The organism is Aureimonas frigidaquae (assembly GCF_001463905.1).
GTDB classification, from domain to species: domain Bacteria; phylum Pseudomonadota; class Alphaproteobacteria; order Rhizobiales; family Rhizobiaceae; genus Aureimonas; species Aureimonas frigidaquae.
This window is the reverse complement of sequence record NZ_BBWR01000003.1, coordinates 88818-114247: the sequence shown is the minus strand read 5'-3', so window position 1 is coordinate 114247 and position 25430 is coordinate 88818. Positions and strand designations below refer to the sequence as shown.

The 25430-nt window shown below is 67.7% G+C and carries 24 protein-coding genes; 9 read left to right on the top strand and 15 right to left on the bottom strand.

Annotated elements, in window-relative coordinates; all coding sequences use genetic code 11:
• Positions 1-35 precede the first annotated feature (35 nt).
• Positions 36-1640: a glucan biosynthesis protein gene (locus AUL30_RS04270; RefSeq protein ID WP_062226623.1), complete on the bottom strand. Its 1605-nt coding sequence runs from the start codon at positions 1638-1640 to the stop codon at positions 36-38.
• A gap of 198 nt (positions 1641-1838) precedes the next feature.
• On the opposite strand from AUL30_RS04270, the gene AUL30_RS04265 reads away from it, so the two are divergent.
• A complete protein-coding gene (locus AUL30_RS04265) occupies positions 1839-3041 on the top strand; it encodes an OpgC family protein (protein WP_062226622.1) in 1203 nt (400 codons plus the stop codon).
• On the opposite strand, the gene AUL30_RS04260 is transcribed toward AUL30_RS04265, so the two are convergent.
• From AUL30_RS04260 to AUL30_RS04250, 3 genes are read right to left on the bottom strand one after another with little or no spacing between them, the layout of a single operon-like run.
• The gene (locus tag AUL30_RS04260) at positions 3038-3904 is read right to left on the bottom strand and encodes an alpha/beta hydrolase (protein ID WP_062226621.1); all 867 of its coding nucleotides are present in this window, start codon (positions 3902-3904) and stop codon (positions 3038-3040) included. The genes AUL30_RS04265 and AUL30_RS04260 overlap by 4 nt on opposite strands.
• Positions 3905-3911: 7 nt before the next feature.
• On the bottom strand, positions 3912-5378 hold the full coding sequence (locus AUL30_RS04255) for an NAD-dependent succinate-semialdehyde dehydrogenase (protein WP_062226620.1): 1467 nt from the start codon (positions 5376-5378) through the stop codon (positions 3912-3914).
• Between the two features lie 15 nt (positions 5379-5393).
• Positions 5394-6593, bottom strand: a complete 1200-nt coding sequence (locus AUL30_RS04250; RefSeq protein WP_062226828.1) for an iron-containing alcohol dehydrogenase — start codon at positions 6591-6593, stop codon at positions 5394-5396.
• Between the two features lie 124 nt (positions 6594-6717).
• Between AUL30_RS04250 and AUL30_RS04245 the strand changes: the two genes are divergently transcribed.
• From AUL30_RS04245 to AUL30_RS04210, 8 genes are all read left to right on the top strand, one after another.
• The gene (locus AUL30_RS04245; RefSeq protein ID WP_062226827.1) at positions 6718-7407 is read left to right on the top strand and encodes a GntR family transcriptional regulator; all 690 of its coding nucleotides are present in this window, start codon (positions 6718-6720) and stop codon (positions 7405-7407) included.
• Positions 7404-9023, top strand: coding sequence for a sugar ABC transporter ATP-binding protein (locus AUL30_RS04240; protein ID WP_062226619.1), 1620 nt, complete (start codon positions 7404-7406; stop codon positions 9021-9023). The genes AUL30_RS04245 and AUL30_RS04240 overlap by 4 nt, the downstream gene beginning before the upstream one ends.
• On the top strand, positions 8989-9978 hold the full coding sequence (locus AUL30_RS04235) for an ABC transporter permease (RefSeq protein WP_407638260.1): 990 nt from the start codon (positions 8989-8991) through the stop codon (positions 9976-9978). The genes AUL30_RS04240 and AUL30_RS04235 overlap by 35 nt, the downstream gene beginning before the upstream one ends.
• 37 nt (positions 9979-10015) lie before the next feature.
• Positions 10016-10978, top strand: coding sequence for a substrate-binding domain-containing protein (locus AUL30_RS04230; RefSeq protein ID WP_062226618.1), 963 nt, complete (start codon positions 10016-10018; stop codon positions 10976-10978).
• A 61-nt stretch (positions 10979-11039) separates the two neighbouring features.
• A complete protein-coding gene (locus tag AUL30_RS04225; protein WP_062226825.1) occupies positions 11040-11627 on the top strand; it encodes a DJ-1/PfpI family protein in 588 nt (195 codons plus the stop codon).
• A 194-nt stretch (positions 11628-11821) separates the two neighbouring features.
• The gene (gene gnd, locus AUL30_RS04220; protein ID WP_062226617.1) at positions 11822-12832 is read left to right on the top strand and encodes a phosphogluconate dehydrogenase (NAD(+)-dependent, decarboxylating); all 1011 of its coding nucleotides are present in this window, start codon (positions 11822-11824) and stop codon (positions 12830-12832) included.
• Position 12833: 1 nt separating this feature from the next.
• Positions 12834-14210, top strand: a complete 1377-nt coding sequence (gene zwf / locus AUL30_RS04215; protein WP_062226616.1) for a glucose-6-phosphate dehydrogenase — start codon at positions 12834-12836, stop codon at positions 14208-14210.
• Between the two features lie 3 nt (positions 14211-14213).
• Positions 14214-14906, top strand: coding sequence for an ROK family protein (locus AUL30_RS04210; protein WP_062226615.1), 693 nt, complete (start codon positions 14214-14216; stop codon positions 14904-14906).
• A 12-nt stretch (positions 14907-14918) separates the two neighbouring features.
• Here the strand turns inward: AUL30_RS04210 and AUL30_RS04205 are convergent, their stop codons facing one another.
• From AUL30_RS04205 to ehuB, 11 genes are all read right to left on the bottom strand, one after another.
• Entirely contained in the window at positions 14919-17213 is a 2295-nt protein-coding gene (locus tag AUL30_RS04205) for a glycoside hydrolase family 15 protein (protein WP_062226614.1), read from the bottom strand.
• Positions 17214-17348: 135 nt separating this feature from the next.
• Entirely contained in the window at positions 17349-17831 is a 483-nt protein-coding gene (locus AUL30_RS04200) for a Dps family protein (protein WP_062226613.1), read from the bottom strand.
• 110 nt (positions 17832-17941) lie between these two features.
• Positions 17942-18193 (bottom strand): hypothetical protein, encoded by a 252-nt coding sequence (locus AUL30_RS04195; RefSeq protein ID WP_062226612.1) that lies wholly within the window; start codon positions 18191-18193, stop codon positions 17942-17944.
• 34 nt (positions 18194-18227) lie between these two features.
• Positions 18228-19232, bottom strand: coding sequence for a N(2)-acetyl-L-2,4-diaminobutanoate deacetylase DoeB (gene doeB / locus AUL30_RS04190; RefSeq protein ID WP_062226824.1), 1005 nt, complete (start codon positions 19230-19232; stop codon positions 18228-18230).
• A 5-nt stretch (positions 19233-19237) separates the two neighbouring features.
• Positions 19238-20419, bottom strand: coding sequence for an ectoine hydrolase DoeA (gene doeA, locus AUL30_RS04185; protein ID WP_062226611.1), 1182 nt, complete (start codon positions 20417-20419; stop codon positions 19238-19240).
• Positions 20420-20439: 20 nt separating this feature from the next.
• On the bottom strand, positions 20440-21429 hold the full coding sequence (gene eutC / locus AUL30_RS04180) for an ectoine utilization protein EutC (RefSeq protein ID WP_062226610.1): 990 nt from the start codon (positions 21427-21429) through the stop codon (positions 20440-20442).
• Entirely contained in the window at positions 21429-22409 is a 981-nt protein-coding gene (eutB, locus tag AUL30_RS04175) for a hydroxyectoine utilization dehydratase EutB (RefSeq protein ID WP_062226609.1), read from the bottom strand. Before eutB ends, eutC begins: the two co-directional genes overlap by 1 nt.
• Positions 22406-23182, bottom strand: coding sequence for an ectoine utilization protein EutA (gene eutA, locus AUL30_RS04170; protein WP_083507662.1), 777 nt, complete (start codon positions 23180-23182; stop codon positions 22406-22408). The genes eutB and eutA overlap by 4 nt, the downstream gene beginning before the upstream one ends.
• Before the next feature lies 1 nt (position 23183).
• Complete coding sequence (gene ehuD, locus AUL30_RS04165) at positions 23184-23840, bottom strand: ectoine/hydroxyectoine ABC transporter permease subunit EhuD (protein WP_062226608.1); 657 nt, start codon at positions 23838-23840, stop codon at positions 23184-23186.
• Between the two features lie 2 nt (positions 23841-23842).
• Entirely contained in the window at positions 23843-24502 is a 660-nt protein-coding gene (gene ehuC / locus AUL30_RS04160) for an ectoine/hydroxyectoine ABC transporter permease subunit EhuC (protein ID WP_062226607.1), read from the bottom strand.
• A gap of 75 nt (positions 24503-24577) precedes the next feature.
• Complete coding sequence (gene ehuB, locus AUL30_RS04155; protein WP_062226606.1) at positions 24578-25426, bottom strand: ectoine/hydroxyectoine ABC transporter substrate-binding protein EhuB; 849 nt, start codon at positions 25424-25426, stop codon at positions 24578-24580.
• Positions 25427-25430 lie beyond the last annotated feature (4 nt).

Here is a 25430-nt window from a genome sequence, read left to right as displayed (position 1 = left end):
AAGGCGCGTTAAGACCTGCGGCCGGAACCGACCGCTCAGAGCGCCGGCAGGAGGCTGCGCCGGTCGAACTGGTACATCCAGGTTTCCGTTAGCGGCCGGCCTTCCAGATCCATGAACAGGCGGATTTCGGCCATGGTCTCGGGGTCGATCTTCAGGTCGAACACCGCGCGCCAGACATTGCCGTTGGGCACCGGCTCGGCGAAGGGGCGGATGATCTCGCCCGCCGAGGTCGTGACATTCACCTTGGGGAAGACACCCCAGGGAATCTGCTGCATCACCGCCGGCCGGTCGAATTCGACCGCGAACTTGAACACGTCCTGCGGCCGGGGCTTGCCCGGCTCTCCGCCGCGGCCGACGCGGGTGGCCTTGGCCTGGGCGACGTTCTCGGCCGGGAAGGGCTCGTTGTCCTGCCATGCCAGGCGGTAGTGGAGGCGGAACTCGGAGCCCTTGGTTGCCGGCGCATCGGGCACCCAGAAGGCGCCGATATTGTCGTGGATCTCGTCATCCGTGGGGATTTCGAGCAGTTCCACCCGCCCGGCGCCGAGCGGTTCGATCGGCTGGACCCAAAGGCTCGGGCGGCGGTCATACATGACGCCGTCCTGGTAATGATCGAAGTTGCGATCGCGCTGAAGCAGCCCGAAGCCGCGGGGATTGTCGTCCGAGAAGCTCGATACGGTGGTGAAGGGCGGGTTGTTGAGCGGGCGCCAGATGCGCTCGCCCGATCCGGTCCACAGGGCCAGGCCGTCGGAATCGTGCACTTCCGGACGCCAGTCGTTCAGCCGTTCGCGCCCATACTCGCCGTACCAGAACATCGAAGTCAGCGGCATCAGGCCGAGGCGCTGGATATCCTCGCGCAGGAAGAGGTTGGCTTCCACCTCCATCTGCACGCCCTTGGTGCGGTCGAGCCCGCGCATCAGGTAGAAGCGGAAGGCGCCGGTGATGCTCGGCCCGTTCAACAGGGCACAGACGACGACCGGCTGCTCCGGGTTCTCGGCCTCGTCGATGTAGAATTCGGTAAAGTCGGGGAACTCTTCCGGAACGTCCGGGACGGCGGCGTTGATCACCACGCCGCGGGCCGACAGGCCGTACTGGCCGGACGCGCCGATGGCGCGGAAATAGGAAGCGCCCAGGAAGGCGACCCAATCCTGCGTGCGCCAGTCCTGCGCACCGTTCCATTCCTGGAGGCGGAAGCCGGCAAAACCCGAATCGGACGGCAGCCGCCGGGCCGGCGAATCGTCCGGCATGTCGAACAGATCGGGCGAATATTCGAACTCGCGCGCCTGGCCGTTGACCACGACATGCATGGCCACCGACTTGCCGAAAAACTGGCCGAGATGGAAGAAGGTCGCCGGATAGGCTCCGCCGGCGCCGGCAAAAGGCGAATCCTGCGTGCGGAACTTGATCTTGCCGTGCTGCTCGTAATCGATCTGCTGCACGATCTCAGGGTCGGGCCGGTAAGGCGCCACATAGGGCGCGGCGGCCGAATCGCGGGCCCGCTGCACCAGCCAGTCATAGGAGAAGTCGAAGGGCTCTCCCATCACGGCGGCGGCACGCGCCGGGCGAAGAGCCGATGGCGCGCCCAGAAGCGCGGCCGTGGCGGCGGTCGTATAGAGAAAGTGCCGTCGGTTGATCTGTCCCATCGGTGTCCAAGCGTCCTTCGGATCGAAGCGGTGAAGCGCGAACTGTCCTGCCGGCCCGCACCGGCGGCGGTCAGGAAGCCGCAAATCAGGGCACGATGATGGCTGACCCCACTCGAAATTCAAGCACGTGGCCCTATTTCGAGCACTACCACAGGTTTAAAGTCCGGCGGCTTTCAACGGGAATCTCTGGGTCGTGCCATGAACAGGCTGCAGTTCATCGATGGGCTGAGGGGCTATTTCCTCGTGTTCATGATGATCAACCACCTGAACTTCACCGGTGGCTACTGGCTGGTGAAGCTCAATCACAACCAGCTCGCCTTTGTGGAGGACGCGCAGGGGTTCATCTTTTTGTCGGGCCTCCTGGTCGGGCTCGTCTATGCACGCAAGATGATCAAGAGCGGCTTCATGGCCGGCGCGTCCGCCGTCTGGCGCCGCGCACGGCAGCTCTACGTCTATGTCCTCGTCGCGCTCGCCATCCTGCTCGTGGCCGCCGCGCTCCTGCCCGATGCCGCGCAGCTCTGGTCACCCTGGATGGGGGATCTGTCCATCACCGACCCGGTGCGCGTGATCTCGGCCATGCTGATGGTCTACCAGCCCACCTATATGGACATCCTGCCGCAATACATCCTGTACATGCTGGTCGCGCCCTTCGCGCTCTGGCTGTGCCTGAACGGGCGGTGGGGGGTCGTGGCGCTCGTGTCGTTCCTCTTGTGGTTCACGGTGCAGCTCGGCCTGCAGACCGTCCTGACCACGCCCATCGACCGCGCGCTCGTTGGCGAGGGGCAATTCGGCATCCGCGCGCATTTCAACATCCTGGCCTGGCAGACGGTGTTCTTTTCCGGCGTGGTCCTCGGCACCCTGACGGCGCAGAAGAAAATCGACTGGACGCGGGTCTTCTCGCCGGAGCGCAGCATCATTCCCGTTGCGGCACTGGCGGTCTGCCTGTTCTTCCTGCCCCTGCGGGTGGCGACGGGCTATGGCCTGATGTCCGAGGACCTGCTGCAGCGCTTCATGCCCTTCGAGGTCCGGGCGACCTTCGGTCCGGTCTATCTTTTGAACTTCGTGGCGGCTGCGGCGGGCGTTGCCTGGCTGGCCATTGCCGGGCCCCGGCACCGCTTCGCCTTCGTCCGCGCCATCGCCAATGCGCTGCATTGGGTGATGACGCTGCAGTTCCTGCAACTGATCGGGCGTCACTCGCTGCAGGTCTATGCCTGGCACATCATCATCGTCTACGGGCTGATCTATGTCGACCTGAAGACACCGGTCTTCTCCGAGTTGACCAAGACGCTCATCGCCTTCCTCGGCATATCGCTGCTGGCCATCCCGGCCCTGTGGCGCGAGCGTGACAAGACGGGCGGCGAAGGCGGGACCCCGGCGGCCTCGCCGCGCGTGCCGCGCTAGCGGTCTACCGGCCGGCCCTGTCCGGTCGAGGGCGCGGCGACAAGGTCGGCGAGCCGGCGCCCGAGCCCCGCGCCCGGGTCGGCGAGGGCGAGCACCACGCGCAGGTGGTCGAGGCCGTCTTCCACGCGTTCCTCGCTTGCAAGGCCAAGCGTGCCGAGCAGGGTGTGCATCTCCTGGCACTGCCGGTGGAACGGTTCCGTCTCCCGCGTGCCGCGGGTCAGGATGCGGATCGGCACCGGCCGATGCCGCGCCCGCAGGGGCGACCAGGCCTGTGCTTCTGCCACCGTCATGCGGGTTTCGTCCTTCAGGAAGCTCGTCGGGATCTCGGACAGGTCGTAAAGGCCGCTGACGAGCAGCATGCCGGTGAGCGCGGGCAGGGCGAGCGGCGCGGTCTCATGCGGCGCCGTCGCCGCGAGGTAGCTTGCCAGATGCGCGCCGGCCGAATGGCCACTCACCGACAGGCGTGCCGGATCGGCGCCGAGCCGCCCGGCCATGGCGGCCGTGGCCCGGGCTGCCGCACGAACCTGGCCGACGATATGGGCCAGCCCGACACCGGGCATCAGATCATAGCCCGCCAGGACGGCGATGCCGCCGGCGGCCAGGACCGGCGCGGCAACGAGCCGGTGATCCTCCCGCCGGCCCGAGCGCCAGTAGCCGCCATGCAGGAACAGGTGGATCGGGCAGCCGCGCGCCGGGGCGCGCGGGGCGATCACGTCCAGCTTTTCCCGCGCGCCGGCGCCATAGGGCACGCCCTCGGTCAGGGCGACGCGGGCCGACAGTTCGGCCGACCGCGCGGCGATCTCGTCCATCACGGCATCGAAATCGGCGATGACGTCCCGGTTCCGGTAAGGATCGGCGGCCATGGTTCCCTCAGAAGTTCACGGCGAAATATTTCGGCTCGAGATATTCGGCAATGCCCGTCACGCCGCCCTCGCGCCCCAGCCCACTCTGCTTGGTGCCGCCGAAGGGGGCCGCCGGATCGGACATCAGCCCCCGATTGATGGCGATCATGCCGCTTTCGATCCCCCGGCCGACGCGCAGCGCCCGGGATAGGTCCTTGGAAAAGATGTAGGCGGCGAGCCCATACTCAGTATCGTTGGCCTGCCGGATCGCTTCCTCCTCCGTGTCGAACCGGTACAGAGCGGCGACGGGGCCGAAGATTTCCTCCCGCGCCATGGCGGCATCGGGCGGCACGTCGGTGAGGACCGTCGGCGGGTAGTAGAAGCCGGGGCCCTTCGCCGCCTGGCCGCCGGTCAGGACCGTTCCGCCCTGCGCCACCGCATCGCGCACGAGGCGGTCGATCTTGTCCACGGCCGCGGCGGTGATCATCGGGCCGACCTCGGTTCCAGCCTCGGTTCCCGCCCCGACCGTCAAGGCCGCCATGCGGGCGCTGAGGCCCTGGGCAAAGCGGTCGTAAATGCCGGACTGGACGTAGAAGCGGTTCGCCGCCGTGCAGGCCTCGCCCGCATTGCGCATCTTGGCGGTCATCGCCCCGTCCAGCGCAGCTTCCAGATCGGCATCGTCGAACACCAGGAAGGGCGCGTTGCCGCCGAGCTCCATCGAACAGGAGACGACCGAGCCCGCCGCCTCCGCCAGAAGGCGGCGGCCCACGGCCGTCGACCCGGTGAAGGACAGTTTGCGCACGCGCGGATCGGCCAGCATGGCGCCGACGACCGGGCCGGGCTTCGTGGTGGTCACGACGTTGACGACGCCGGCCGGAACCCCGGCCGCTTCACCCAGCCGCGCCATGGCATAGGCGGTCAGCGGCGTTTCGCTGGCCGGCTTGAGGACCACCGTGCAGCCAGCGGCCAAAGCGGGCCCGATCTTGCGCGTTGCCATGGCGGCGGGGAAGTTCCACGGCGTGATCAGGACGCAGACGCCGATCGGGTCGTGATCCACCAGAATGTGGTTGGCGCCCGACGGCGCGTGGCGGAACTCGCCGGCGATGCGCACGGCCTCCTCGCCATACCAGCGGAAGAATTCGGCGGCGTAGGCCACCTCGCCCCGTGCGTCCGGCAGCGCTTTTCCATTCTCCAGCGATATCAGGGTCGCCAGGTCTTCGGCATGCTCCTTCATGAGCTCGAACCAACGCATCAGGATCTCGCTGCGGCGGCGGGGCGGGGTCGCGCGCCAGGCGGACGCGGCGGCATAGGCGGCCTCGACCGCCTGCAGGCCCTGTTCGACGGACGCATCGGCCACTTTGGCCAAAACCGTTCCGGTTGCAGGGTCCGTCACGTCGATGCCCGTTCCGGGCAACCAGGCACCGCCGATGAACAGGCCTTCCGCATGGACGGTTGGGTCGGCATAGGACGGGTCGGGGCGATCGAGCATGGTCATCTCTCCTTCAGACACTCAGGAAAGCCCGGCCGTATCGCCGACGAAGGCGGCATGGACGAGCCTGTTCATGGATGGCCGGTCGAGCGGCCGGGGGTTGTTGCGCAGGAGCCGCTCGATGCCGCAGGACTGCTCGGCCACCCAGTCGAGGCGGTCTTCCGGCAGGCCGAGATCGCGCAAGCTGCGCGGCAGGCCGATGCGCTGGAACAGGCCCGCCACCGCATCGATCACCTCCGCGCCGGAGGCGACGCCGATGACCTGCGCGATGGCATCCAGTTCCGGCTCGATCTTGGGCCGGTTGTAGGCCATGACATAGGGCATGAGGCAGGCGACACCCGCGCCGTGCGGCGTATGGGTCAGGGCGCCGACGGGGTACTGGATCGCATGAGCGGCGGCCGTGCCCGCCACGCCGAAGGCCAGGCCCGCCAGCGTGGCCCCCCGCATCACGCGGGAGCGTGCCGCAAGGTCGCCGCCATCGGCACAAGCGGCCGCCAGCCCGCTCCACAAGAGCTCGATGGCCGCGAGCGCGAAGTGATCGGACAGAATGTTCTTGCCCACGAAGACGCGGTCGCGCACCAGCGCCGGGTTCGCCTCGGACCGGCTGGCCGTGAAGGCCTCGATGGCATGCGTCATGGCATCCGCGCCGGCGATCGCCGTCAGACCCGGCGGGCAGGTCAGCGTCAGTTCCGGATCGCAGAGCGCAAGGTCCGGGATGAGATAGGGGCTCGAAATGCCGACCTTCAGGCTGCGTTCGCTGTCGGACAGGACCGCCACCGGCGTGACTTCGGACCCCGTACCCGCCGTGGTCGGGACGGCGACCAGCGGCACGACCGGCCCCGGCACCTTCAGCTCCCCGTAATAGTCCGCGGGCCGCCCGCCATGGGCGAGCAGCAGGGACAGGCACTTGGCCATGTCCAGGCAGGAGCCTCCGCCCACGCCCACAACGATATCGGGCGCATAGCCCCGTGCCGCGTCTGCCGCAGCCACGGCCGTCTCCGCCGGCACATCGGGCTGGCAGCTCGCATCGATGCGGACTGTAACGCCCTGGTGCTCCAGATCCGCGATCATTTGGTTGAACTGCGGATCGGCCGCAAGCCGCGCATCGGTCACGACGAGCGCCCGACTGCCGCGCCGGGCGACGAGGCCGCCCAAGGCATGCCGCTGCCCGGCGCCGAAGAGGATCTCACGTGGAGACCGCATAACCCCGAAATCGTCCATCATGTCCTTGCCCTCCCCTCGGGCATGCGCCCTGCCATTCAAAATCGGATCGTATACGATATTGTGTTTGACATTCGATATGAGCTTTGTAAACCTCTGGCTGTTCAATCTTGGATCTGACGACATGGCGATCACAGCGGAACGCGAACGCTCCGGAGCGGCGACAGGCCGGCCGGGAAGCGTTGTGGAGTGGGTCTATGACAGTATCTACGAGCGGCTCATGTCGCTCGAGATCGCGCCCGGGGCGCGGCTTCCCATCGACCTCATCGCGCGCAATCTGGACGTGTCGCAAACCCCGGTCCGTGAGGCGCTGTCGCGGCTCGAAACCGAAGGGCTGGTGCGCAAGGCGCATCTGATCGGCTACAGCGCCGCGCCGCAGCACAGCCGCAAGCAGTTCGAGGATCTGTTCGACTTCCGCCTGCTCGTCGAGCCGGACGCCGCCCGCAATGCCGCCGCACGGATGGACGAGGACGCGCTGGCGCGGCTGGATGCCATGGCCTGCGATATGAGCCAGGGCGAAGCGCCGGTCGACAGGACGAGCCGCTACTCCCGCTTCGCGCGGACCGACGCCGTCTTCCACGACGAAATCCTGAAGATCGCCGGAAACGCGGTCGTCCGGCGGGCGATGGCGGACCAGCACGTGCATCTGCACCTGTTCCGCCTCCTGTTCCACAGCCGCGTCACGCAGGAAGCGCTGACCGAGCACGAGGCGATCATGGACGCCTTCCGCCGGGGCGATGCCACGGCTGCCGAACACGCCATGCGCGAGCACATCACCCGCTCGCGCGGGCGCCTGATGCTGGCCTTCGAATGAGGGCCCAGGCACCGCGCCGGGGCGACGCGCCCGATCCAGAGCCCGCCCGATACGGGCAGGCCACGTTGCATGCCGAAGGTCTGGGCAAGGCCTACGGGCCCATCACCGTCCTGTCGGACATCACCCTCGATATCCGCCCGGGCGAGGTCCACGCCATCATCGGTGAGAATGGCGCGGGCAAGTCAACCCTGATGAAGCTTCTGTCGGGCTATGTCCGGCCGACGGCCGGACGGCTGTCGCTCGAGGGACGGGTGGTCGAATTTTCCGGCGCGGCGGCGGCCGAAGGCGCCGGGATCGTGCTCGTCCACCAGGAGATCCTTCTGGCGCCGGATCTGACCGTCGCCGAAAACCTGTTTCTCGGCCGCGAGCTGCGGCGGGGGATCATGCTGGACGACCGCGCCATGAACCAGCGCACCGCCACGGTGCTCGGATCGATCGGGGCGCGGTGCCATGCGGGAGACCTGGTCAGCGCCCTGCCCCTGGCGCAGCGGCAGCTCGTCCAGATCGCGCGGGCGCTGATGGAGCCGCGCAAACTCGTCATCTTCGACGAGCCGACGGCCATGCTGGCGCAGCACGAGGTGGCCGCGCTCCTGGACGTGGTGCGTGGGTTGCGCGCGCGGGGCGTCTCGGTCCTCTATATTTCCCACCGGCTGGACGAGGTGGAAGCCCTGGCCGACCGCATCACCGTGCTGCGGGACGGGCGTATGGTGGGCACCTGGCCCGCCTCCGGGCTGACGCAACGGCGGATGGCGGAGCTGATGGTCGGGCGCGAACTCGGCCATCTCTATCCGGCCAAGCGCGGGCCATCCGCGGCAGCGCCCCTTCTGGAGGTGGAGGATCTCTGTGTCGAACAGGGGCTGGCCACCGCCAGTCTTAGCGTAAGGCCGGGCGAAGTGCTCGGCATCGGCGGCATGGTCGGCGCCGGCCGCACCGAGCTCTTCGAAGGGCTGATGGGCCTGCGCCCGGCCACGGCCGGCCAGGTGCGCCTGGCAGGCCGACCCGTCACAAGCCGGTCCGTGCGGCGCTGGCAGGAGGCCGGCCTCGTCTACCTGACGGAGGATCGCAAGGGCAAAGGCCTTCTCCTGGACGAACCGCTCGCCACCAATCTGACGCTCCAGGCGCTGGATGCGGTGCAGCCCGGCCTGGCGCTCGACCGGCGGCGCGACATGGAGCGGCTCGACGAGGCCGTGTCACGCTACGATATCCGGGTCCGGTCGAACCATCTGACCGCCGGACAGCTTTCAGGAGGCAACCAGCAGAAGTTGCTCCTGGCCAAGCTGATGCTGGCCGATCCCTCGGTCATCGTCATCGACGAGCCGACACGCGGCATCGACATCGGCAACAAGAGCCAGATCTACGATTTCATCGACCGGCTGGTGCGCTCGGGCAAGGCCTGCATCGTCATTTCCTCGGAGCTGCCGGAACTGGTCGGGCTGTCCGATCGCATCCTGGTGATGCGCGGGGGGCGCATCGTGGCCGAACTGGCCGGGGGTGAGATCACCGAGGAGAACGTCGTCTATGCGGCGACGAGCGGCCAGGCTTCCAGCGCATTCGCCGTCAAGGACCGGGGAGGGTCTGACAGTGTCCAGCATAGCCACGCAGGTGGGAGCCACTAAGGCGCCCGCACGGATCCGTCTCGCCGAACTGGCGCCGTTCATCGCGCTGGCGCTGGTGATCGTCCTGGGCATGGCCCTCAATTCCAGCTTCCTGAGCGGGACCAATATCGCCAATGTCGTGACCCGGTCGGCCTTCATCGCCATCATCGCGGTCGGCGCCACCTTCGTCATCTCGTCCGGCTGCCTGGACCTGTCCGTCGGCTCGATGATGGCCTTCGTCACCGGCATCATGATCCTGACCATGAACCGTCTGGAGCCGACCCTCGGGGCCAACGCCATCCTGGTCGGCGCGCTGGTGGGGCTCATGGTCGGTGCCGCCTGCGGGCTCGTCAACGGGCTGATCGTGACCATCGGCAGGATCGAACCCTTCATCGCCACGCTCGGGACGATGGGGATCTTCCGGGCGCTCATCACCTGGATGTCGGATGGCGGATCAATCCCCATGGACCGCGCCCTGCGCGAGCCCTACCGCCCGCTCTACTTCGGCAACGTTCTCGGCATCCCGGTGCCGGTGCTGATCACCATCGCGGTGGTGCTGGTGGCCGGCTTCGTCCTGTACCGCACGCGCTACGGGCGCCGCTGCATGGCGGCAGGCTCCAACGCCGATGTCGCCCGCTTCTCCGGCGTTTCCGTCGCCGGCGTCAGGACGGCGGCCTATGTGATCCAGGGCCTGTGCGTGGCGATCGCGGCCATCTGCTACATCCCGCGCCTCGGCGCAGCGACGCCGACCACGGGCCAGCTCTGGGAGCTTCAGGTGATCACCGCGGTGGTGATCGGCGGCACGCTCCTGCGCGGGGGCCGGGCGCGGCTCCTGGGGACCGTCGCGGGGGCGCTGATCCTGGAGGCCATCGCCAACCTGATGGTCCTGTCGAACCTCGTCTCCGAATATCTCGTGGCCGCCGTACAGGGTGTGATCATCATCCTGGCGATGCTCGCCCACCGCTTCATCCGATAACAACGCCCCGGGAGGGGGCACATAACGGGAGGAACCGATGACGCATCTCATCACGAAAGGGCTCTTCGCGGCTTCGGCCATGGGCCTTGTCGCGGCACTGGCGGGCGGCGCGGCGGCGCAGGACAAGAAGACCATCGCCGTTTCCATTCCGGCGGCCACGCATGGCTGGACGGGCGGCGTGGTCTACCACGCCGAACAGGCCGAGAAGGAGATCGAGGCGGCCTTCCCTAATATCGACGTGATCGTCAAGACCTCTCCCTCCGCGACCGCGCAGGTCTCGGCGCTGGAGGATCTGTCCGCATCCCAGACGCTGGATGCGCTGGTGATCCTGCCCTTCACCTCGGAGGAGCTCACCGGGCCGGTCGAACAGGTGAAGGCGAACGGCACCTTCATCGCCGTCGTCGATCGTGGCCTGACCGATCCCTCGATCCAGGACCTCTACGTGGCGGGCGACAACATCGCCGTCGGGGCGAACACCGCCCACTGGATGGCCGAGAAGCTCGGCAACCAGGGCAAGATCGTGGTGCTGCGCGGCATCCCGACGGTCATCGACGACGAGCGCATCAAGGGCTTCACCGACGTCATGAAGGATACGCAGGTCGAGATCCTCGACATCCAGTATGCGAACTGGAACCAGGACGAAGCCTTCAAGCTGATGCAGGACTATCTGGCCAAGTACCCGCAGATCGATGCCGTCTGGGCCAATGACGACGACATGCTGCTCGGCGTTCTGGAGGCGGTCAAGGAATCCGGCCGCACGGACATCAAATATGCGCTGGGCGGCAACGGCATGAAGGACGTGATCGAGCTGGTGAAGGCGGAAAACGCCATGACGCCGGTCTCCACGCCCTATCCCCCGTCCATGATCAAGTCCGCCATCTACATGACGGCGGCGCAGTTTGCCGGCCAGGCGCCCATGCGGGGCACCTTCAAGCTGGATGCGCCGCTCATCACCCCTCAGAACGCGGACCAGTTCTATTTCCCGGACAGCCCTTTCTGAAGTTTTGCCGGGGCGCGTCCCGCGTTCCGGATCCCACATGCCGGCAGCGGAGGAGTTTTACATGAGCGGCAAGACCATATTGATGCTTTGCGGTGAGTTCACCGAAGAATACGAGATCTTCGTGTTCCAGCAGGGAATGGAGGCGGTGGGCCACACGGTCCATGTCGTCTGCCCGGACAAGAACAAGGGCGACCGGATCCAGACCTCGCTGCACGACTTCGAGGGGCACCAGACCTATATCGAGCGGTTCGGCCATCTGGCCGAGATCAACAAGACCTTTTCCGAGATCGACCTCGACAGTTACGACGCGGTCTACTGCGCCGGCGGACGTGGCCCGGAATATATCCGCACGGACCGTCGCATCCAGGCCATGGTCCGGCATTTCCACGAAACCGGCAAGCCGATCTTCACCATCTGCCACGGGGTCCAAATCCTGATCGCGGTGGACGGGGTCGTGCGGGGGAAGAAGGTCGCCGCGCTCGGCGCCTGCGAGCCGGAGGTGATCCTGGCCGGCGGCACCTATGTCGATGTGGCCCCGCACGAGGCCTATGTCGACGGCAATATGGTGTCGGCCAAGGGATGGACGGGGCTGGCCGCCTTCATGCGCGAATGCATGGCGGTCCTGGGCACGCGCATCTCCCACGCCTGACCCGGCGCCCCAACCCCGCGAGCCGCGTGTCCGCGCGGTTCGCGGGGGGAACGCGGACGCCACATGCCATGCGCGCCGGCGAATTTGCCGGATGCTAAAATCCGTGGTTGCCCTATTGTGGAGACGCCGCCGGGGAATAAGTCTAGCGGCGAAGGACGCGCCGCCGGCGCCGAGCCACGGAGTCGGGAGCCGACATGCAGATCGGAATGATTGGGCTGGGGCGCATGGGCGCCAATATGGTGCGGCGGCTCATGCGGGCCGGGCATGATTGCGTGGTGTTCGACGTCAATCCGGCCAATGTCGCGGCCCTGGCCGCGGAAGGCGCCACCGGCGCCGACACGATGGACGCCTTCCTGGCCGCGCTCAACCCGCCCCGCGCCGTCTGGCTCATGCTGCCGGCGGCCATCACCGGCAAGATCGCACGCGAGCTGGCCGGCGGCATGCAGGCCGGCGACACGCTGATCGACGGCGGCAACTCCTACTATCGCGACGCGGTCGATCTGGCGGACGAACTCGCGCCCCGTGGCATCGGCGTGGTGGATGTGGGGACGAGCGGTGGCGTCTGGGGCCTCGATCGTGGCTACAGCCTGATGATCGGCGGCCCGGACGAGCCCGTGCACCGCCTGGATCCGATCTTCGCCGCGCTGGCCCCGGGGCAGAACGGGCAAGGCGGTGAGGCCGGCACCTCGCAGACGGCGCGCCAGGGCTACCTCCATTGCGGGCCCTCCGGCTCCGGGCATTTCGTGAAGATGGTCCATAACGGGATCGAGTACGGGATGATGGCCGCCTATGCGGAAGGCATCAACATCCTGAAGGCCGCCAATGCCGGCAACCGGCCCCGCGCCGCGGATGCCGAGACGGCGCCGCTCGACGATCCGCATTATTACCGCTTCGACATCGACCTGCCGGCCGTCACGGAAGTGTGGCGGCATGGCAGCGTGATCGGCTCCTGGCTCCTCGACCTGACGGCGCAGGCGCTCGATCGCGATCCGACGCTGGACCATTTCGCGGGCCATGTCTCGGATTCGGGCGAAGGGCGGTGGACCCTGCGCGCAGCGGTGGACACCGGCGTTCCCGCGCCGGTCCTGGCGACGGCGCTCTTCAACCGCTTCGCCTCACGCGGCAACGACGATTTTGCCAACAAGCTCCTTTCGGCCATGCGGGCCGCCTTCGGCGGCCACGACGAAAAGCCGAAGGATGCTTGAGATGGCGGCGCAGCGCTCGCAGGCCCTGGTCGTCTTCGGGGCGACCGGCGACCTTGCCCACAAGATGATCTTTCCCTCGCTCTACCAGATGGTCCGGCACGGTCACCTGCGCGAGCCCGTCATCGGCGTCGCGCTGGACGACTGGACCGTCGAGCAACTGGCCGCCCGTGCCCATGACGGCATCGCCGCCGTCTTCGGCACGGTGGACGAGGCGATCTTCGCCCGGCTGAAGGGGCTCCTGAACTATGTGCGCGGGGACTACCGTGCCCCCGAGACCTTCGCCGCGCTGGGGCAGGCCCTCGGACAGGCACAGCATCCCCTCTTCTACCTGGCCATACCGCCGTCCCTGTTCGAGACGGTGGTGCAGGGCCTTTCGGCCGCCGGCCTGGCGCAAGGGGCGCGGCTGATGGTCGAGAAGCCTTTCGGGCACGATCTCGCCTCGGCAAGGGATCTTAACGCGGTGCTGCATGCCGTCTTTGCCGAAGACGCGCTGTTCCGGATCGACCACTATCTCGGCAAGGAGGCGATCCAGAATCTTCTGTATTTCCGCTTTGCCAATGCCTTCCTCGAACCGGTCTGGAACCGGACCTATGTGGAGAGCGTGCAGCTGACCATGGCCGAAAATTTCGGCGTGGCCGGGCGCGGGCGCTTCTATGACGAAGTCGGCTGCATCCGGGACGTGATCCAGAACCACCTCGTCAACGTGCTCCTGCTCCTGACCATGGAGCCGCCGGTCACCACCGCCGCAGACGACCTGAACGACGAGAAGGTGCAGGTGCTGAAAGCCATGCGGCCGCTGACGCCGCCGGACGTCGTCCGGGGCCAGTTCGACGGCTACCGGGCGGAGCCGGGCGTTGCGCCCGATTCCACGGTGGAGACCTTCGCCGCCGTCCGCCTGTTCGTGGATACATGGCGCTGGAACGGGGTGCCCTTCTATATCCGCGCCGGCAAGAACCTGCCGGTGCGGGCCACCGAAGTGGTGGTGCGCTTCCGCCATCCACCCATCGCCATGTTCAGGGATGTCGATACGACGCCGCCCAACTATCTGCGCTTCCGGGTCGGCCCGGAAGTGTCCATCGCCATCGGTGCGCGCCGCAAGGCGCCGGGCAGCGAGATGCTCGGAGAGGCGGTGGAACTGTCGGCTGTCGACAACACGACCGACGACATGATGCCCTATGAGCGCCTGATCGGCGATGCCATGGACGGCAATCGCCAGCTCTTCACCCGGCAGGACGCCGCCGAGCTTGCCTGGCGGATCGTGGATCCTGTCCTTCAGGCCGGCACGCCGCTGCTTCCCTATGCACCGGGGAGCTGGGGGCCGTCCGACGCCATGGAGGGTTTCGGCCCTCCCGGCGGCTGGGTCGATCCGGAGGCCTGATCCATGGCACGCCGCCCCCCCCGCACGAAACTCGTGATCCTGTCGATCGATATCGGCGGCTCGCATGTCAAGATCCTGCCGAGCACCGGCGGAGAGGAGCGCAAGGCCGAGTCCGGCCCGGCCATGACCGCCGCCGGCATGGTGGAAACCGTTCTGGCACTGGCGCAAGGATGGCACTTCGACGCCGTCGCCATGGGCTATCCCGGCCCCGTCATCCACGACAGGATCCTGGCAGAGCCGCACAATCTGGCGCCCGGCTGGGTCGGCATGGACTTTGCCGAAGCCTTCGGCAAGCCGGTCCGGGTCGTCAACGATGCCCTGATGCAGGCGATCGGCAGTTACGACGGCGGCCGGATGCTGTTCCTCGGCCTTGGCACCGGGCTCGGCGCCGCGATGATCGTCAACAATGTGGCGCAGCCGATGGAGCTGGCGCACCTTCCCTACCGCAAGGGCCGCAGCTACGAGAATTATCTGGGCGAGGCGAGCCTGGAGAAGCGCGGCCACGCGAAATGGCAGCGGCATGTCTTCAAGGCCGTCGGGCTTCTGACGGCCGCGCTCGAGCCCGATTACGTCGTCATCGGCGGCGGCAATGTGCGCGCGCTGACCGAGCTGCCGCCCAACTGCCGCCGCGGCGACAATGCCAATGCCTTCAAGGGCGGCTTCGCGCTCTATCTGAACACGGCGCTGCAGGTCTGACGGCGGGGGCCGTCAGCCGAGCGCGATGGCGTGGTCGACGCCGCTCCACCGCTCCGCGGCCACGTCGTAGAAGGTGAAGTCCAGGCGCGAATGGCCGGCCAGCATGGGGGCGTCGAACCGGACCAGGAACATGCCCAACCCGTTCGGCTCGGCCGTCAGGTCGGCCGGCCCCTGCCAGCCGTCGAAGCCGAAATGGAGACGGAAGGGCGTTGCGGCCTCCACGATCAGGCCGCGGCCTGCGGGCAAGGCCGCGAAGGGACTGCCGATCCGCCAGTGCCAGACAGCGGCGCGCGGCGGCTGGCCGTGATAGCGATCCTTGACGTCCAGCAGGCGTTCGACCGGCGTTCCGGTTGCCCGCGTCGTCAGAAGCTTGATGAGTTCGCCATGCGCCCAGACGAGCGGCATGGCGCTGCCGGAGGGCTTGCCCGGCCACAGGCCGCGCTCGGCGATCGGGTCGCTGTCCCAGACCTGTTCGGGAATGAGCCCGCCCCGCCCGACCATGCGGATCATGGCATCGAGATAGGGGCCGGGATCCTCGCCGCTGAGCGCGGCGTAATGTCCGCGCTCGCCCGAAAGGAGCGGCCAGAGACGGCCGATCCCCGTCCCGTCGAAGGGGCGGCCATCGGCATGTTCGCCGTATCCATCGCCATTGTAGCGGTAATAGGCCGGGCCGGACGGCGTCTCGGCCCGCAGCACACGATCGATCAGCCGCACCGTCCCCACGATGCGCGGGTCGTCCGGGGAGCGCAGGCCCATCCGGACCAGCGTCAGGAACTCCAGGCCGATGAGGTTGCGGGCCGGTATTTCCCCATGCAGGACATTGCGGCGGCTGACGATGCCGTCGATGCCGCCATCGGCCGCGCGCGGGGACAGGCGGATATAGTAGCCGTCCAGGCCCAGCTCGCGGCCGAGATCGCCATTCTGGACATAGGTCCAGTCCTCGATGCGCTCGTTCCAGCAATCGGCAAGCGACAGGACATAATCGCGCTCCGCACCGCTGAAATAGGCGGCCCCTGCCACGAGCGCGCAGATCATCGCGGCCAGGGTGAAGGGGCTCGCGCCGGAATTCTCTTCCCAGCGGTCCTGGTCGCTCATCGGGCCGTTACAGGCGATGAAACGGACGGCCTTGCGGACCATGTCCTCTTCCGGCTGGGAATGCGTCAGATGGCCGACCGCACCCAGCTTGGCCGCCAGGATCACCGGCAGGGCGACCTCGTCGAGCTGGCGGCCGCTCCAGTAGCCGCGCCCGTCCGGATAATAGTTCTGCGCCCAGCTTCCATCCGCCGCCTGCGTGCCGATCAGATAGTCCAGCGTGCGGCCGGCATCCTCGAACTGGCCGACGCAGATAAGCGCCAGGGCCGCCTCCACCGTGTCGCGCGTCCAGACCAGGTGGTAGCCGCCGGCATCGTCGTGGCTCGAGCCCCAGGGCACGCTCAGGCTGGCGACGACGGCCCCGGCAAAGGTGCGGTCCCGGTGGACCTTGATCACCATGGCCGAGCGCTCGGCGGCCTCTGTCAGCTCGGGCGCGGCATAGGGAAGCTTCAGCCGCGTGGCCCAGTCTTCCCATCCCTTGACGAAGATGGCGCGCGTTTCGTCGTAATCGTCGGCCAGGCTGGAACGGGACAGGGTGCGCGCGCCTTCCGGCGTTTCCGCAAAGCCGAGCGCCAGAAACCCGCTATTGGAAGCCAGCTCCCCCATCAGGCCGACATTGCCGCCTTCGGCACGCCCATAGGTCCATTGCATGGAACCGTTGCGCGAGAAATCCGTCCATCCGTCCGAGGCGCCGACGAAGCCCGCGCTCGTACGCGAAAAACCCTTGTCCGCCCGCAGGCACAAAGCCGTGCCGGGCCGGTGCGCCGCCAGATCCTCCCCGGCCTCTGCCGTATTGTCCTGCGCATCGTCCAGATGCGGGGCAAGGAGCGCGTAGAGCCGGGCCCCCTCGCCCGACAGGGCGTATTTGATCAGCAGCGTATCGCGCAGCGGGTGCGGCAGGACTTCGAGGACGAGGCGGTATCCCGGCCCCTCATGCACGACCTGCGACAGGGGAACATAGGGTTTTGGCATGGAGAAGAGGTAGTTCTCCGCGCGCTTCACCTCGGTCCAGGTCCCATGCCCGTCGACGACGATGAAGCCGAGATCGCGGATCTGCGGCCGGCCGGTCGACGGCCAGTAGACCTCGTTCAAGATGCCGTGGCCGAGCGTGGCCCAGATGCGCGCCATGCCGAGGCTGGTCGTCACCATGTCCTTGTCGCTGGACGACCAGGTCGCGACGATGCCCGGCCGGCCGGGTGCTTCATCAACGCTCATCCTGTCCCCCTCCGAGCCTCTGGCCGAGCGGGACTTTAGCGGGTTCCCGGCAACAAGAAACCCCGCCGTTGCCGGCGGGGTTCGCAAAACTGCAACTTCTGATCGGCAGGCGAGATTTCGGCCCGCCGACGCCCGTCAGGACGCGGTGTTCTTCAGATGGGCGCGCAGGAACCAGGCGAACTTGTCGTGAATTTCGATCCGGCCGGTGGCCATGTCGTTGGTCGCCCAATCGCCATGCTGCTCGGCGACCTGCGCCAGGGCCGACAGGGTGGAGGACAGCGTCTCCTGGTCGGCCAGGAGCAGCTCGACCATGGATTTGGCATCCGTATGGCCGTCATGCTCCTGGATCGCGCTGCGCTCCAGATAGACCGAGTAACGGCCTTCGGCATGGGCATCGAACGCCTTGATGCGTTCGGCCAGGAGGTCCTGCGCCTCGAAATGATCCTCGTAGATCTTCTGGAACAGTTCGTGCAGCGGCCCAAAGGACCAGCCGGTGACGTTCCAGTGGAAGTTCTGGGCCTTCAGCGTCTCGATGGCGGTTTCCGCCAGTGCCTGGGTCAGACCGTTGACGATCTCTTCCTTGGCGTTCGGTTCAATCTTTGCGGCGATCAGGCCCATGGTACTTACCTCGCGTAACGCCGGCGCGCCGGATCGGCCGCGCCCTGCAAACTGGAATGGTTACAAACTAGACCCTCTTCGCACGGCTTTCAAGAGTCTTTAGAATTTTTCTAAACAAGCTCCCGGTTCCTTCCCCGGTCCCCGGCATCGAGGCCGTGTTCCAGCGGAATGGCGGTCCAGCGACCTTGCCCCATCGCTCGCAGCGTTTCCAGAAATTCCACGAAACTCACCTGCGAGCGCGCGCCCATGAAGAGGGCAGCGACGCTGCAGGGAACAAGGACAAGGATGATATGCAGGGATGTGAATGCCACCGCAGGTGCCCCCAGCGCTTTGTCGATATGAAAGTTGAATATCACTTTCATGTTTTACGCAAGAGGCACCGTTCGGTGGGTTGCGTCAGAGGGTGCCGATCACCGCTGCGCAGTCGCCCGCCTTGACGAGGCCGGGGAAATGGCGGGCCGCCAGAATGCCGCCAAGGCCTGCGCGCAGCTCCACCACGGGCGCGCCCGTCCGTTCGATCGGGTAGATGCGCGCGACGGCCTGGCCCTCTGCGACCGGGGCGCCCAGGTCCACCAGCGGCTCGAAAAGCCCGTCATGTTCGGCGAAGGTGAAGCAGGCATCGGACGGCATGTCGAGCCAGCGCGTGGGCGCCGGAACGACGTCGCCCTCCAATATGCCCGCATGCCGCAGGAGGTTGGCGACACCCTGCCGGGCGATGCCCGCGCTCAGCGCGGTGGCGGTGCCGCCGCCGCCGAGTTCGGTGGTGACGAAGGTCTTGCCCTGCGCTTCGGCCGCCGTGTCGTACATGCCGACGGCGTCGATCTCGAGCATCTTCATGGAGTAGGGCGCGCCGAAGGCCGCGACCGCCGCGAAGCTCTTCGCCTCCTGCGCCTTGTCGGGCAGGATATGGGCGGCCGCGAAGGGCACGAAATCGAGCGTGCGCCCCCCGGAATGGAAGTCGAGCACGATATCGGCCAAGGGCAGGAGATGCCGCTGGAAGACATCGGCGATCTTCTGCGTCACGGTGCCGTCCGGCCGGCCCGGAAAGCTGCGATTGAGGTTGCCCCGGTCGATGGGGGAGGTCCGCGTCCCCGCCCGGAAGGCGGGGTAGTTCATGGCCGGCACGATAATGACCCGGCCCTGCACCTCCTCCGGCCGCAGGCTGCGCGCCAGGTCGAACAGGGCGATGGGGCCTTCATATTCGTCGCCGTGGTTGCCGCCGGTCAGGAGCGCCGTCGGCCCCGTCCCGTTGGCGATCACCGTCAACGGGATCATCACCGAGCCCCAGGCGGAATCGTCCCGGCTGTAGGGCAGCCGCAGAAAGCCGTGCCGCACGCCCGGCGCGTGAAGGTCGATCGTCGGCACGACGGGCGATGGGGGCTGGTCCGCCACGCATGTCATGACGGTCATTCCTTGACGAAGAGCTGGCGCGGAACATCGGCCAGGATCTCGACGCCGGTCTGCGTGATGGCGATGGATTCAGTGATTTCCAGGCCCATATCCTCGAGCCACAGGCCGGTCATGAAGTGGAAGGTCATGCCGGGCTGCAGCACCGTCCGGTCCCCCGGGCGCAGGCTCATGGTGCGCTCGCCCCAGTCCGGCGGATAGGACAGGCCGATCGGGTAACCGGTGCGGTTGTCCTTGACGATGCCGTATCTACGTAGGACCGCAAAGAAAGCGTTGGCGATATCCTCGCAGCTATTGCCCGGCCGCGCGGCCTCGAGGCCGGCCTCCATCCCTTCCAGCGTCGCCTTCTCGGCATCCAGGAAGGCCTGTGTCGGCTTGCCCAGGAAAACGGTGCGCGACAGCGGGCAATGGTAGCGCTTGTAGCATCCCGCGATCTCGAAGAATGTCCCCTCGCCCCTCCGCATGGGCCTGTCGTCCCAGGTCAGGTGCGGCGCGGATGCGTCGGCGCCGGAGGGCAGCAGCGGCACGATGGCGGGGTAATCGCCGCCATGGCCGTCGACCCCCCGCGTGCCCGCATCGTAGATCTCGGCCACCAGGTCGCACTTGCGCATGCCCGGCTCGATCCGCTCGACGATGCGCTGGTGCATCGCGCCGACGATCTTCGCCGCCACGCGCATATAGTCGAGCTCCTGCGCGCTCTTGACGGCGCGCTGCCAGTTGACGAGCCCCGTCGCATCCTGGAACCGGGCATTGGGCAGGTGCCGCGTGAGCGAGGCGAAGGCCGCGGCCGAAAACCAGTAATTGTCCATCTCCACGCCGATGGACAGGCGGTCCCAGCCGCGCTCCGCGATCACCTGGGACAGGTAGTCCATGGGGTGGCGCTCGGTCGACTGCACGTAATGATCCGCATAGCCGATGATATTGTCGTGCGACAGATAGGCCGTCCGCTTCGCGCCGTTGCCGTCCTGCCCGCGGCCGAACCAGACGGGCTCGCCCTCCGGCGGGACGATCACGCCCTGATGGACGTAGAAGGACCAACCGTCATACCCGGTCAGCCAGGCCATGTTGGAAGGGTCGGACACGTAGAGGAGGTCGATCCCGCGCTCGGCCATGGCCTTGCGGGTCTTGTCCAGGCGCGCGGCATATTCGGCCCGGGTAAAGTTGAGCTGTGGTTCTGTCATGGTGCCCCCTCGGCGGACAGTCAGATGGAAAAGCGCGTTCCCGACCCGGCCGCGATGGCGCGGGCATAGGCCAGCGTGGCGATGGCGGTATCCTGGACACCGGTTCCGGTCAGGTCCGCGATGGTGATGGCGTCGGCGTCCGGGCGGCCCGCATGCCGGCCGGAGACGACGGCGCCGAGCTCCGGGAAATCGGCGTCGGCAGAGGCGCAGCCGGCCGCGATGGCAGCGCGCAACTCCCCGAGGATGCGCGTCTGGGACAGCCGGTCGGCGACATAGACCCCATCGCGCAGCAGCGCCGGATCGATCTCGTTCTTGTGCTCGGCGTCGGAGCCCATGGCCGTGACATGCGTGCCGGCCCGCACCCAGTCCCGCTGCAGGATCGGCGTCTGCGCGGGCGTCGTCGTGACGATGATGTCGGCCCTTCGGGCGGCCTCTGCAGGGTCGGCCACCGCCTCCACGGGGATGCCGAGCGCCTGCGCCATCCGGTCGGCCGTCTGTGCCGCCCGTACGCCGTCCCGCGCCCAGACGACGGCGTGGCGGATCGGGCGCACCAGGCATAGCGCCTCGAGCTGGAGCCGCGCCTGAAGGCCGGCGCCGAAGATGGCCGCGACATGCGACTGCGGCCGCGACAGGGCCCGCGCCGCGACGGCCCCGGCCGCCGCGGTGCGGATATCGGTCAGGTAGCCATTGTCCAGAAGAAGCGCCTGCGTCAGCCCCGTGCGGGCCGACAGGAGCACCATCAGCCCGTTCACGCTCGGAAGGCCAATCGCCGGATTGTTGAAGAAGCCCGGGCTGATCTTGATGGCGAAGCCGTCCAGCCCCGGCACATAGGCGCTTTTGACGTCCACCTCCCCGCCGTGCTCGGGCATGTCCAGCCGCTGGATGGGCGGCATGGCGACACCGCCCGACGACAAGGCCCGGAAGGCGTCCTCGACAAGGTCGATCACGGCGGTGTCCAGCGGCACCAGGGGCCGCAGGTCGGCCTGCGTCAGGATCACGATGTCCGGCATCAGGCCGCCTCCTCCAGAGCGTCGGCCCCGGCCACGATGCGCGCGTGCAGCCCCATGTCGATGTTGCGCCCGGACAGAAGCGCCACGACGGGCCCGCCGGCCGGCAGGCGCCCGGCCAGAAGCGCCGCGATGCCGACGGCCGCGGCCCCCTCGACGATCTCCCGCTCCTGAGCGTAGGCATGGCGGATCCCGGCGGCGATCTCGGCCTCGGACAAAAGGATGACCTCGTCCACGAGATCGCGCACCATGGCGAAACTGTAGCGGTTGGACAGGCCGACGCCGCCGCCCAGGGAATCGGCGAGCGTGGGCAGTTCCTCCACCGCCACCGGCCGCCCTGCATCCAGGCTGGCGGCCATGGCGGCGCCGCGCGCCATGGACAGGCCGACGATGCGGATGCCGGGCCTTGCATCCTTGAGCGCGCAGGCGATGCCGGCGGCAAGCCCGCCGCCGGACAGAGGCACGAGCACCGTTTCCGCTTCCGGAACCTGGTCGAGCATTTCCAGCCCGATCGTGCCCTGGCCGGCGATGACATGCGGATGGTCGAAGGGCGGAACGGGCGTCAGCCCCTCCTCCACGACGAGGCGGTCGATCTCCTCCTGCGCATCGTCCTGGCTGCGGCCGACGATGCGGACCTCTGCGCCGAGCGCGGCAATGGCGCGCACCTTGTTCATGGGCACCAGCGCCGACATGGCGATGACGGCGCGTACGCCGGCGCGCCGTGCGGCATAGGCCAGCGCACGGCCGTGATTGCCCGTGGACGCGGCCGCCACGCCGCGCTCGCGTGCCGTCTCGTCCAGGAGCGCGATGGCGTTGCTGGCGCCGCGCAGCTTGAAGGCCCCGGTGATCTGGCGGTGTTCGAGCTTCAGAAAGACCGGCCGGCCGCAGATCTGCGTCAGGCTTTCGGACTGGTCGACCGGCGTTTGCCGGACCTGTCCTGCAATGCGCTGCCGGGCGGCGTGGATGTCCTGCGGGTCGATCATGCGGCAAGCCCCCGGCCAAGCCGCATGAGTGCCCCGACGCCGCGCGCGTCGACCGGCGCACCGCACAGTGACAGGGCGGCCCAGGCGGTCGCCTGGTTGCTGGTGACGACAGGGCGGCCGATGGCGGCTTCGATCTCGTCGACCGCTGCGGCCGAGCGGAGCGCCGTGCAGGAGATGAACAGGGCGTCGGACTGCGGCGCCGTGGCCGCGATCGCCGCCTCGACGATCGTGCGGCGCGACAGGCGCGCCATGACGCGGTCATCCTCCAGCCCGAGGCAGGTGAAGCGTGTCAGCTCCAGCCCGCGCGCGATGAAATAGCGGGCCATGGGCTCGCTGGTTTCCACCGTATAGGGCGTCAGCACGCTGACCCGGCGGGCGCCGAGCGCCGCAAGGCCCGACAGCGCCGCATCGGGCGGGGTGATGACCCGCGTGCCCGGCTTGCCCTGCAGGATGGCCTGCGAGACCGCCGCATCGCCGATCACCACGCAGGCCGAGGTGCAGGAAAAGACGATGGCGTCCAGCGGCTCGTCCGGCAGGATGAGCGCGGCCGCTTCCGCCAGGTGCGGCGCGGCGGCGCGCAGCGTGGCGGGCGTTACCGGATTGGCATAGGCGATCCGCGTGGCATGGACGGCCAGGTCCGGCCCGGCCACCATCCGCGCGAAATCCTGTTCGCTCGTATGATCGGTGGCCAGGAGGATGAGACCGATCCGGCGCCGGCTCGGCCTGTCGTCGAAGCTAGGGCGGATGGCCGCGCGGGTGATGGGGGTGGTCATGTCAGGCCACCTTTCCGTAGCGCCGTTCCAGAATGCGCACGCCGAGCACCGCGATGAGCGAGATGACCAGGAAGAAGGCGCCCACCAGCGTGATGGGCTCAATGTAGCGGTAGTTGTAATTGGCGATGGAGCGCGCCTGGTTCATGAGTTCGAGCACGGTGATGGCCGACAGGAGCGGCGTTTCCTTGAACATGGCGATCAGATAGTTGGCGAGTGCCGGCACCATGGGCGACACGGCTTGCGGCAGGACGATATGCCGCCAGGTCTGCCCGGAGGTCAGGTTGCAGGCTTTCGCCGCCTCCCACTGGCCGCGCGGCACGTTCTCGATCCCGGCGCGGTACACTTCGGCCGTATAGGTCGCATAATGGACGCCGAGCCCGATGACGCCGGCCACCAGCGGCGCCAGGGTCAGCCCGAGATCGGGCAGGATGTAGAACAGGAAATAGAGCTGCACGAGCAGCGGCGTGCCGCGGATGAAGGCCACGAAGGCCGAAACGCCCCGCGCCAGCCAGCGATGGGTGGAGCGGCGCGCGACCGCGAAGACGAGCCCCAGCATCGCGGCCAGGGCAAAGCCGAGGAGCGTGGCCAGGATCGTGATCTTGGCCCCTTCCATCAGGGTCGGCATGATCTGCCAGACGAAGGCCCAATCCCATTCCATCGTCAGGCCCTCACGCCGTCGAGGCCGCGTGCCATCCGCCGCTCCAGAAGGCCGACGAGCCCGGAAATGACCGTGGCCATGGCGAAGTAGAGGACGAGAATGGTGAGGAACGGGATGGCCGTATTGCCCGTCTGCGAGCGGACCACCTGCGCCTGGAAGGTCATGTCGGCGAGCGAGATGAGCGATACGATCGCGGTCGCCTTCAGAAGCTCGATCGCATTGTTGCCGAAGGTCGGCAGCATCACCACCACCGCCTGCGGCAGGATGACGTGGCGCATGGCCTGCCCGCGCGTCAGGTTCAGGGCGATGCAGGCTTCGCGCTGCTCGCGCCCCACGGCCCGCACGGCGCCGCGCACCACCTCTGCGCCATAGGCGCCGACATTGAGCCCCAGCGCCAGCACGCCGGCCTGCATTTCTGTCAGCGTCACGCCCATCAGCGGCAGGACGTAATAGGCCCAGAAGAGCTGCACGAAGATGGAGGTGCCCCGGAAGAACTCCACATAGGTGCCGGCCAGGAAGCGCACCACAGCGTAGCGGGACAAGCGGCCGAGCCCCGCCACGAAGGCGACGACCAGCGCGAAGGCGCAGCCATAGACCGTCAGCTTGATGGTGACGATCGCACCCTCGAGGATGAGCTGGAGGTAGCCGAGCCACATGTCCATGTGCAGATGGAGCCCTTCCGGCGCAGTTGCGGGAACGCACGGCGGCCGGCGCCGCCGTGCCGATGCTTGCGAGCCCTATTTCTGGGCGCAGAGCGCGTCGCGGTTGGCGTTGATGGCGGCATCCGCCGAGAAGCCGTAGGGCTCGATGATGGCGGCGAACTCGCCCGAGGCCTTCAGCGCCGCCAGTTCCGTATCGAAAGCGTCCCGCAGGGCGGTCTGGTCGCGGCGGAAGGCGGCGCCGTCGCAATAGACCGGAGCGCCTTCGACCGGCGCGACGACTTCGAGCGCCGTATCGCCCGACTGCTTGTAGAGCGCATTGATGGACAGGACCGGCAGCGAATAGACGTCGATCCGGCCCTGCTGGACCATGGTCAGCCCGCTTTGCGCGTCGGGAACGACGATCACCCGTTCCCGCGGGACGCCGGCTTCCAGCGCCAGCCGCTCTTCGGTGCCGCCGCCGGGGGCGCCGATGCGGGCCTGCGGATTGTCGGCGATGTCCTTGTAGCTCTTCAGCTTCAGGGGATTGCCGGCCTTCAGAAGGAAGGCTTCCGCATCGCACAGGATGGGCTGCGAATAGGCCACGGCCGCGCAGCGCTCGGGCTTCATGAAGAGGCCCGCGGTGACCGCATCGAAGCGGCGCGCCTGCAGCCCGGGGATCATGGCGCCATATTCGGAGATGGAGGCCACGACATCATCGACGCCGAGGCGCTTGAACACGGCCCGGGCCACGTCCGGGCCGGCGCCCGAGACGCTGCCATCCGGGTTGACGGCGGTGAAGGGCGGCTCGTTGGCAATGGCGATGCGGGCGAAGCCCTGCGCCTTCAGGGCGTCCAGCGCCTCGTCGGCACTGGCGGGCAGCGCCGTGAGCAGGAAGGCGGTGGCGGCAGTCGCGACGAGGCTGCGGGCCAGTCGGTCGGTTCTCATCAAT

Excerpts from the sequence above, each read along its gene's own strand:
- AUL30_RS04240 (WP_062226619.1), top strand. The coding sequence starts at position 7,404 with ATGAGGGCCCAGGCACCGCGCCGGGGCGACGCGCCCGATCCAGAGCCC.
- eutC (WP_062226610.1), bottom strand. The coding sequence starts at position 21,429 with ATGCCGGACATCGTGATCCTGACGCAGGCCGACCTGCGGCCCCTGGTG.
- eutA (WP_083507662.1), bottom strand. The coding sequence starts at position 23,182 with ATGACCACCCCCATCACCCGCGCGGCCATCCGCCCTAGCTTCGACGAC.
- ehuC (WP_062226607.1), bottom strand. The coding sequence starts at position 24,502 with ATGGACATGTGGCTCGGCTACCTCCAGCTCATCCTCGAGGGTGCGATC.
- AUL30_RS04205 (WP_062226614.1), bottom strand. The coding sequence starts at position 17,213 with ATGAGCGTTGATGAAGCACCCGGCCGGCCGGGCATCGTCGCGACCTGG.
- ehuD (WP_062226608.1), bottom strand. The coding sequence starts at position 23,840 with ATGGAATGGGATTGGGCCTTCGTCTGGCAGATCATGCCGACCCTGATG.
- AUL30_RS04230 (WP_062226618.1), top strand. The coding sequence starts at position 10,016 with ATGACGCATCTCATCACGAAAGGGCTCTTCGCGGCTTCGGCCATGGGC.
- AUL30_RS04260 (WP_062226621.1), bottom strand. The coding sequence starts at position 3,904 with ATGGCCGCCGATCCTTACCGGAACCGGGACGTCATCGCCGATTTCGAT.
- AUL30_RS04210 (WP_062226615.1), top strand. The coding sequence starts at position 14,214 with ATGGCACGCCGCCCCCCCCGCACGAAACTCGTGATCCTGTCGATCGAT.
- doeB (WP_062226824.1), bottom strand. The coding sequence starts at position 19,232 with ATGACATGCGTGGCGGACCAGCCCCCATCGCCCGTCGTGCCGACGATC.
- ehuB (WP_062226606.1), bottom strand. The coding sequence starts at position 25,426 with ATGAGAACCGACCGACTGGCCCGCAGCCTCGTCGCGACTGCCGCCACC.
- AUL30_RS04265 (WP_062226622.1), top strand. The coding sequence starts at position 1,839 with ATGAACAGGCTGCAGTTCATCGATGGGCTGAGGGGCTATTTCCTCGTG.
- AUL30_RS04225 (WP_062226825.1), top strand. The coding sequence starts at position 11,040 with ATGAGCGGCAAGACCATATTGATGCTTTGCGGTGAGTTCACCGAAGAA.
- AUL30_RS04245 (WP_062226827.1), top strand. The coding sequence starts at position 6,718 with ATGGCGATCACAGCGGAACGCGAACGCTCCGGAGCGGCGACAGGCCGG.
- AUL30_RS04250 (WP_062226828.1), bottom strand. The coding sequence starts at position 6,593 with ATGGACGATTTCGGGGTTATGCGGTCTCCACGTGAGATCCTCTTCGGC.
- AUL30_RS04255 (WP_062226620.1), bottom strand. The coding sequence starts at position 5,378 with ATGACCATGCTCGATCGCCCCGACCCGTCCTATGCCGACCCAACCGTC.
- eutB (WP_062226609.1), bottom strand. The coding sequence starts at position 22,409 with ATGATCGACCCGCAGGACATCCACGCCGCCCGGCAGCGCATTGCAGGA.
- AUL30_RS04270 (WP_062226623.1), bottom strand. The coding sequence starts at position 1,640 with ATGGGACAGATCAACCGACGGCACTTTCTCTATACGACCGCCGCCACG.
- AUL30_RS04195 (WP_062226612.1), bottom strand. The coding sequence starts at position 18,193 with ATGAAAGTGATATTCAACTTTCATATCGACAAAGCGCTGGGGGCACCT.
- doeA (WP_062226611.1), bottom strand. The coding sequence starts at position 20,419 with ATGACAGAACCACAGCTCAACTTTACCCGGGCCGAATATGCCGCGCGC.
- gnd (WP_062226617.1), top strand. The coding sequence starts at position 11,822 with ATGCAGATCGGAATGATTGGGCTGGGGCGCATGGGCGCCAATATGGTG.
- zwf (WP_062226616.1), top strand. The coding sequence starts at position 12,834 with ATGGCGGCGCAGCGCTCGCAGGCCCTGGTCGTCTTCGGGGCGACCGGC.
- AUL30_RS04200 (WP_062226613.1), bottom strand. The coding sequence starts at position 17,831 with ATGGGCCTGATCGCCGCAAAGATTGAACCGAACGCCAAGGAAGAGATC.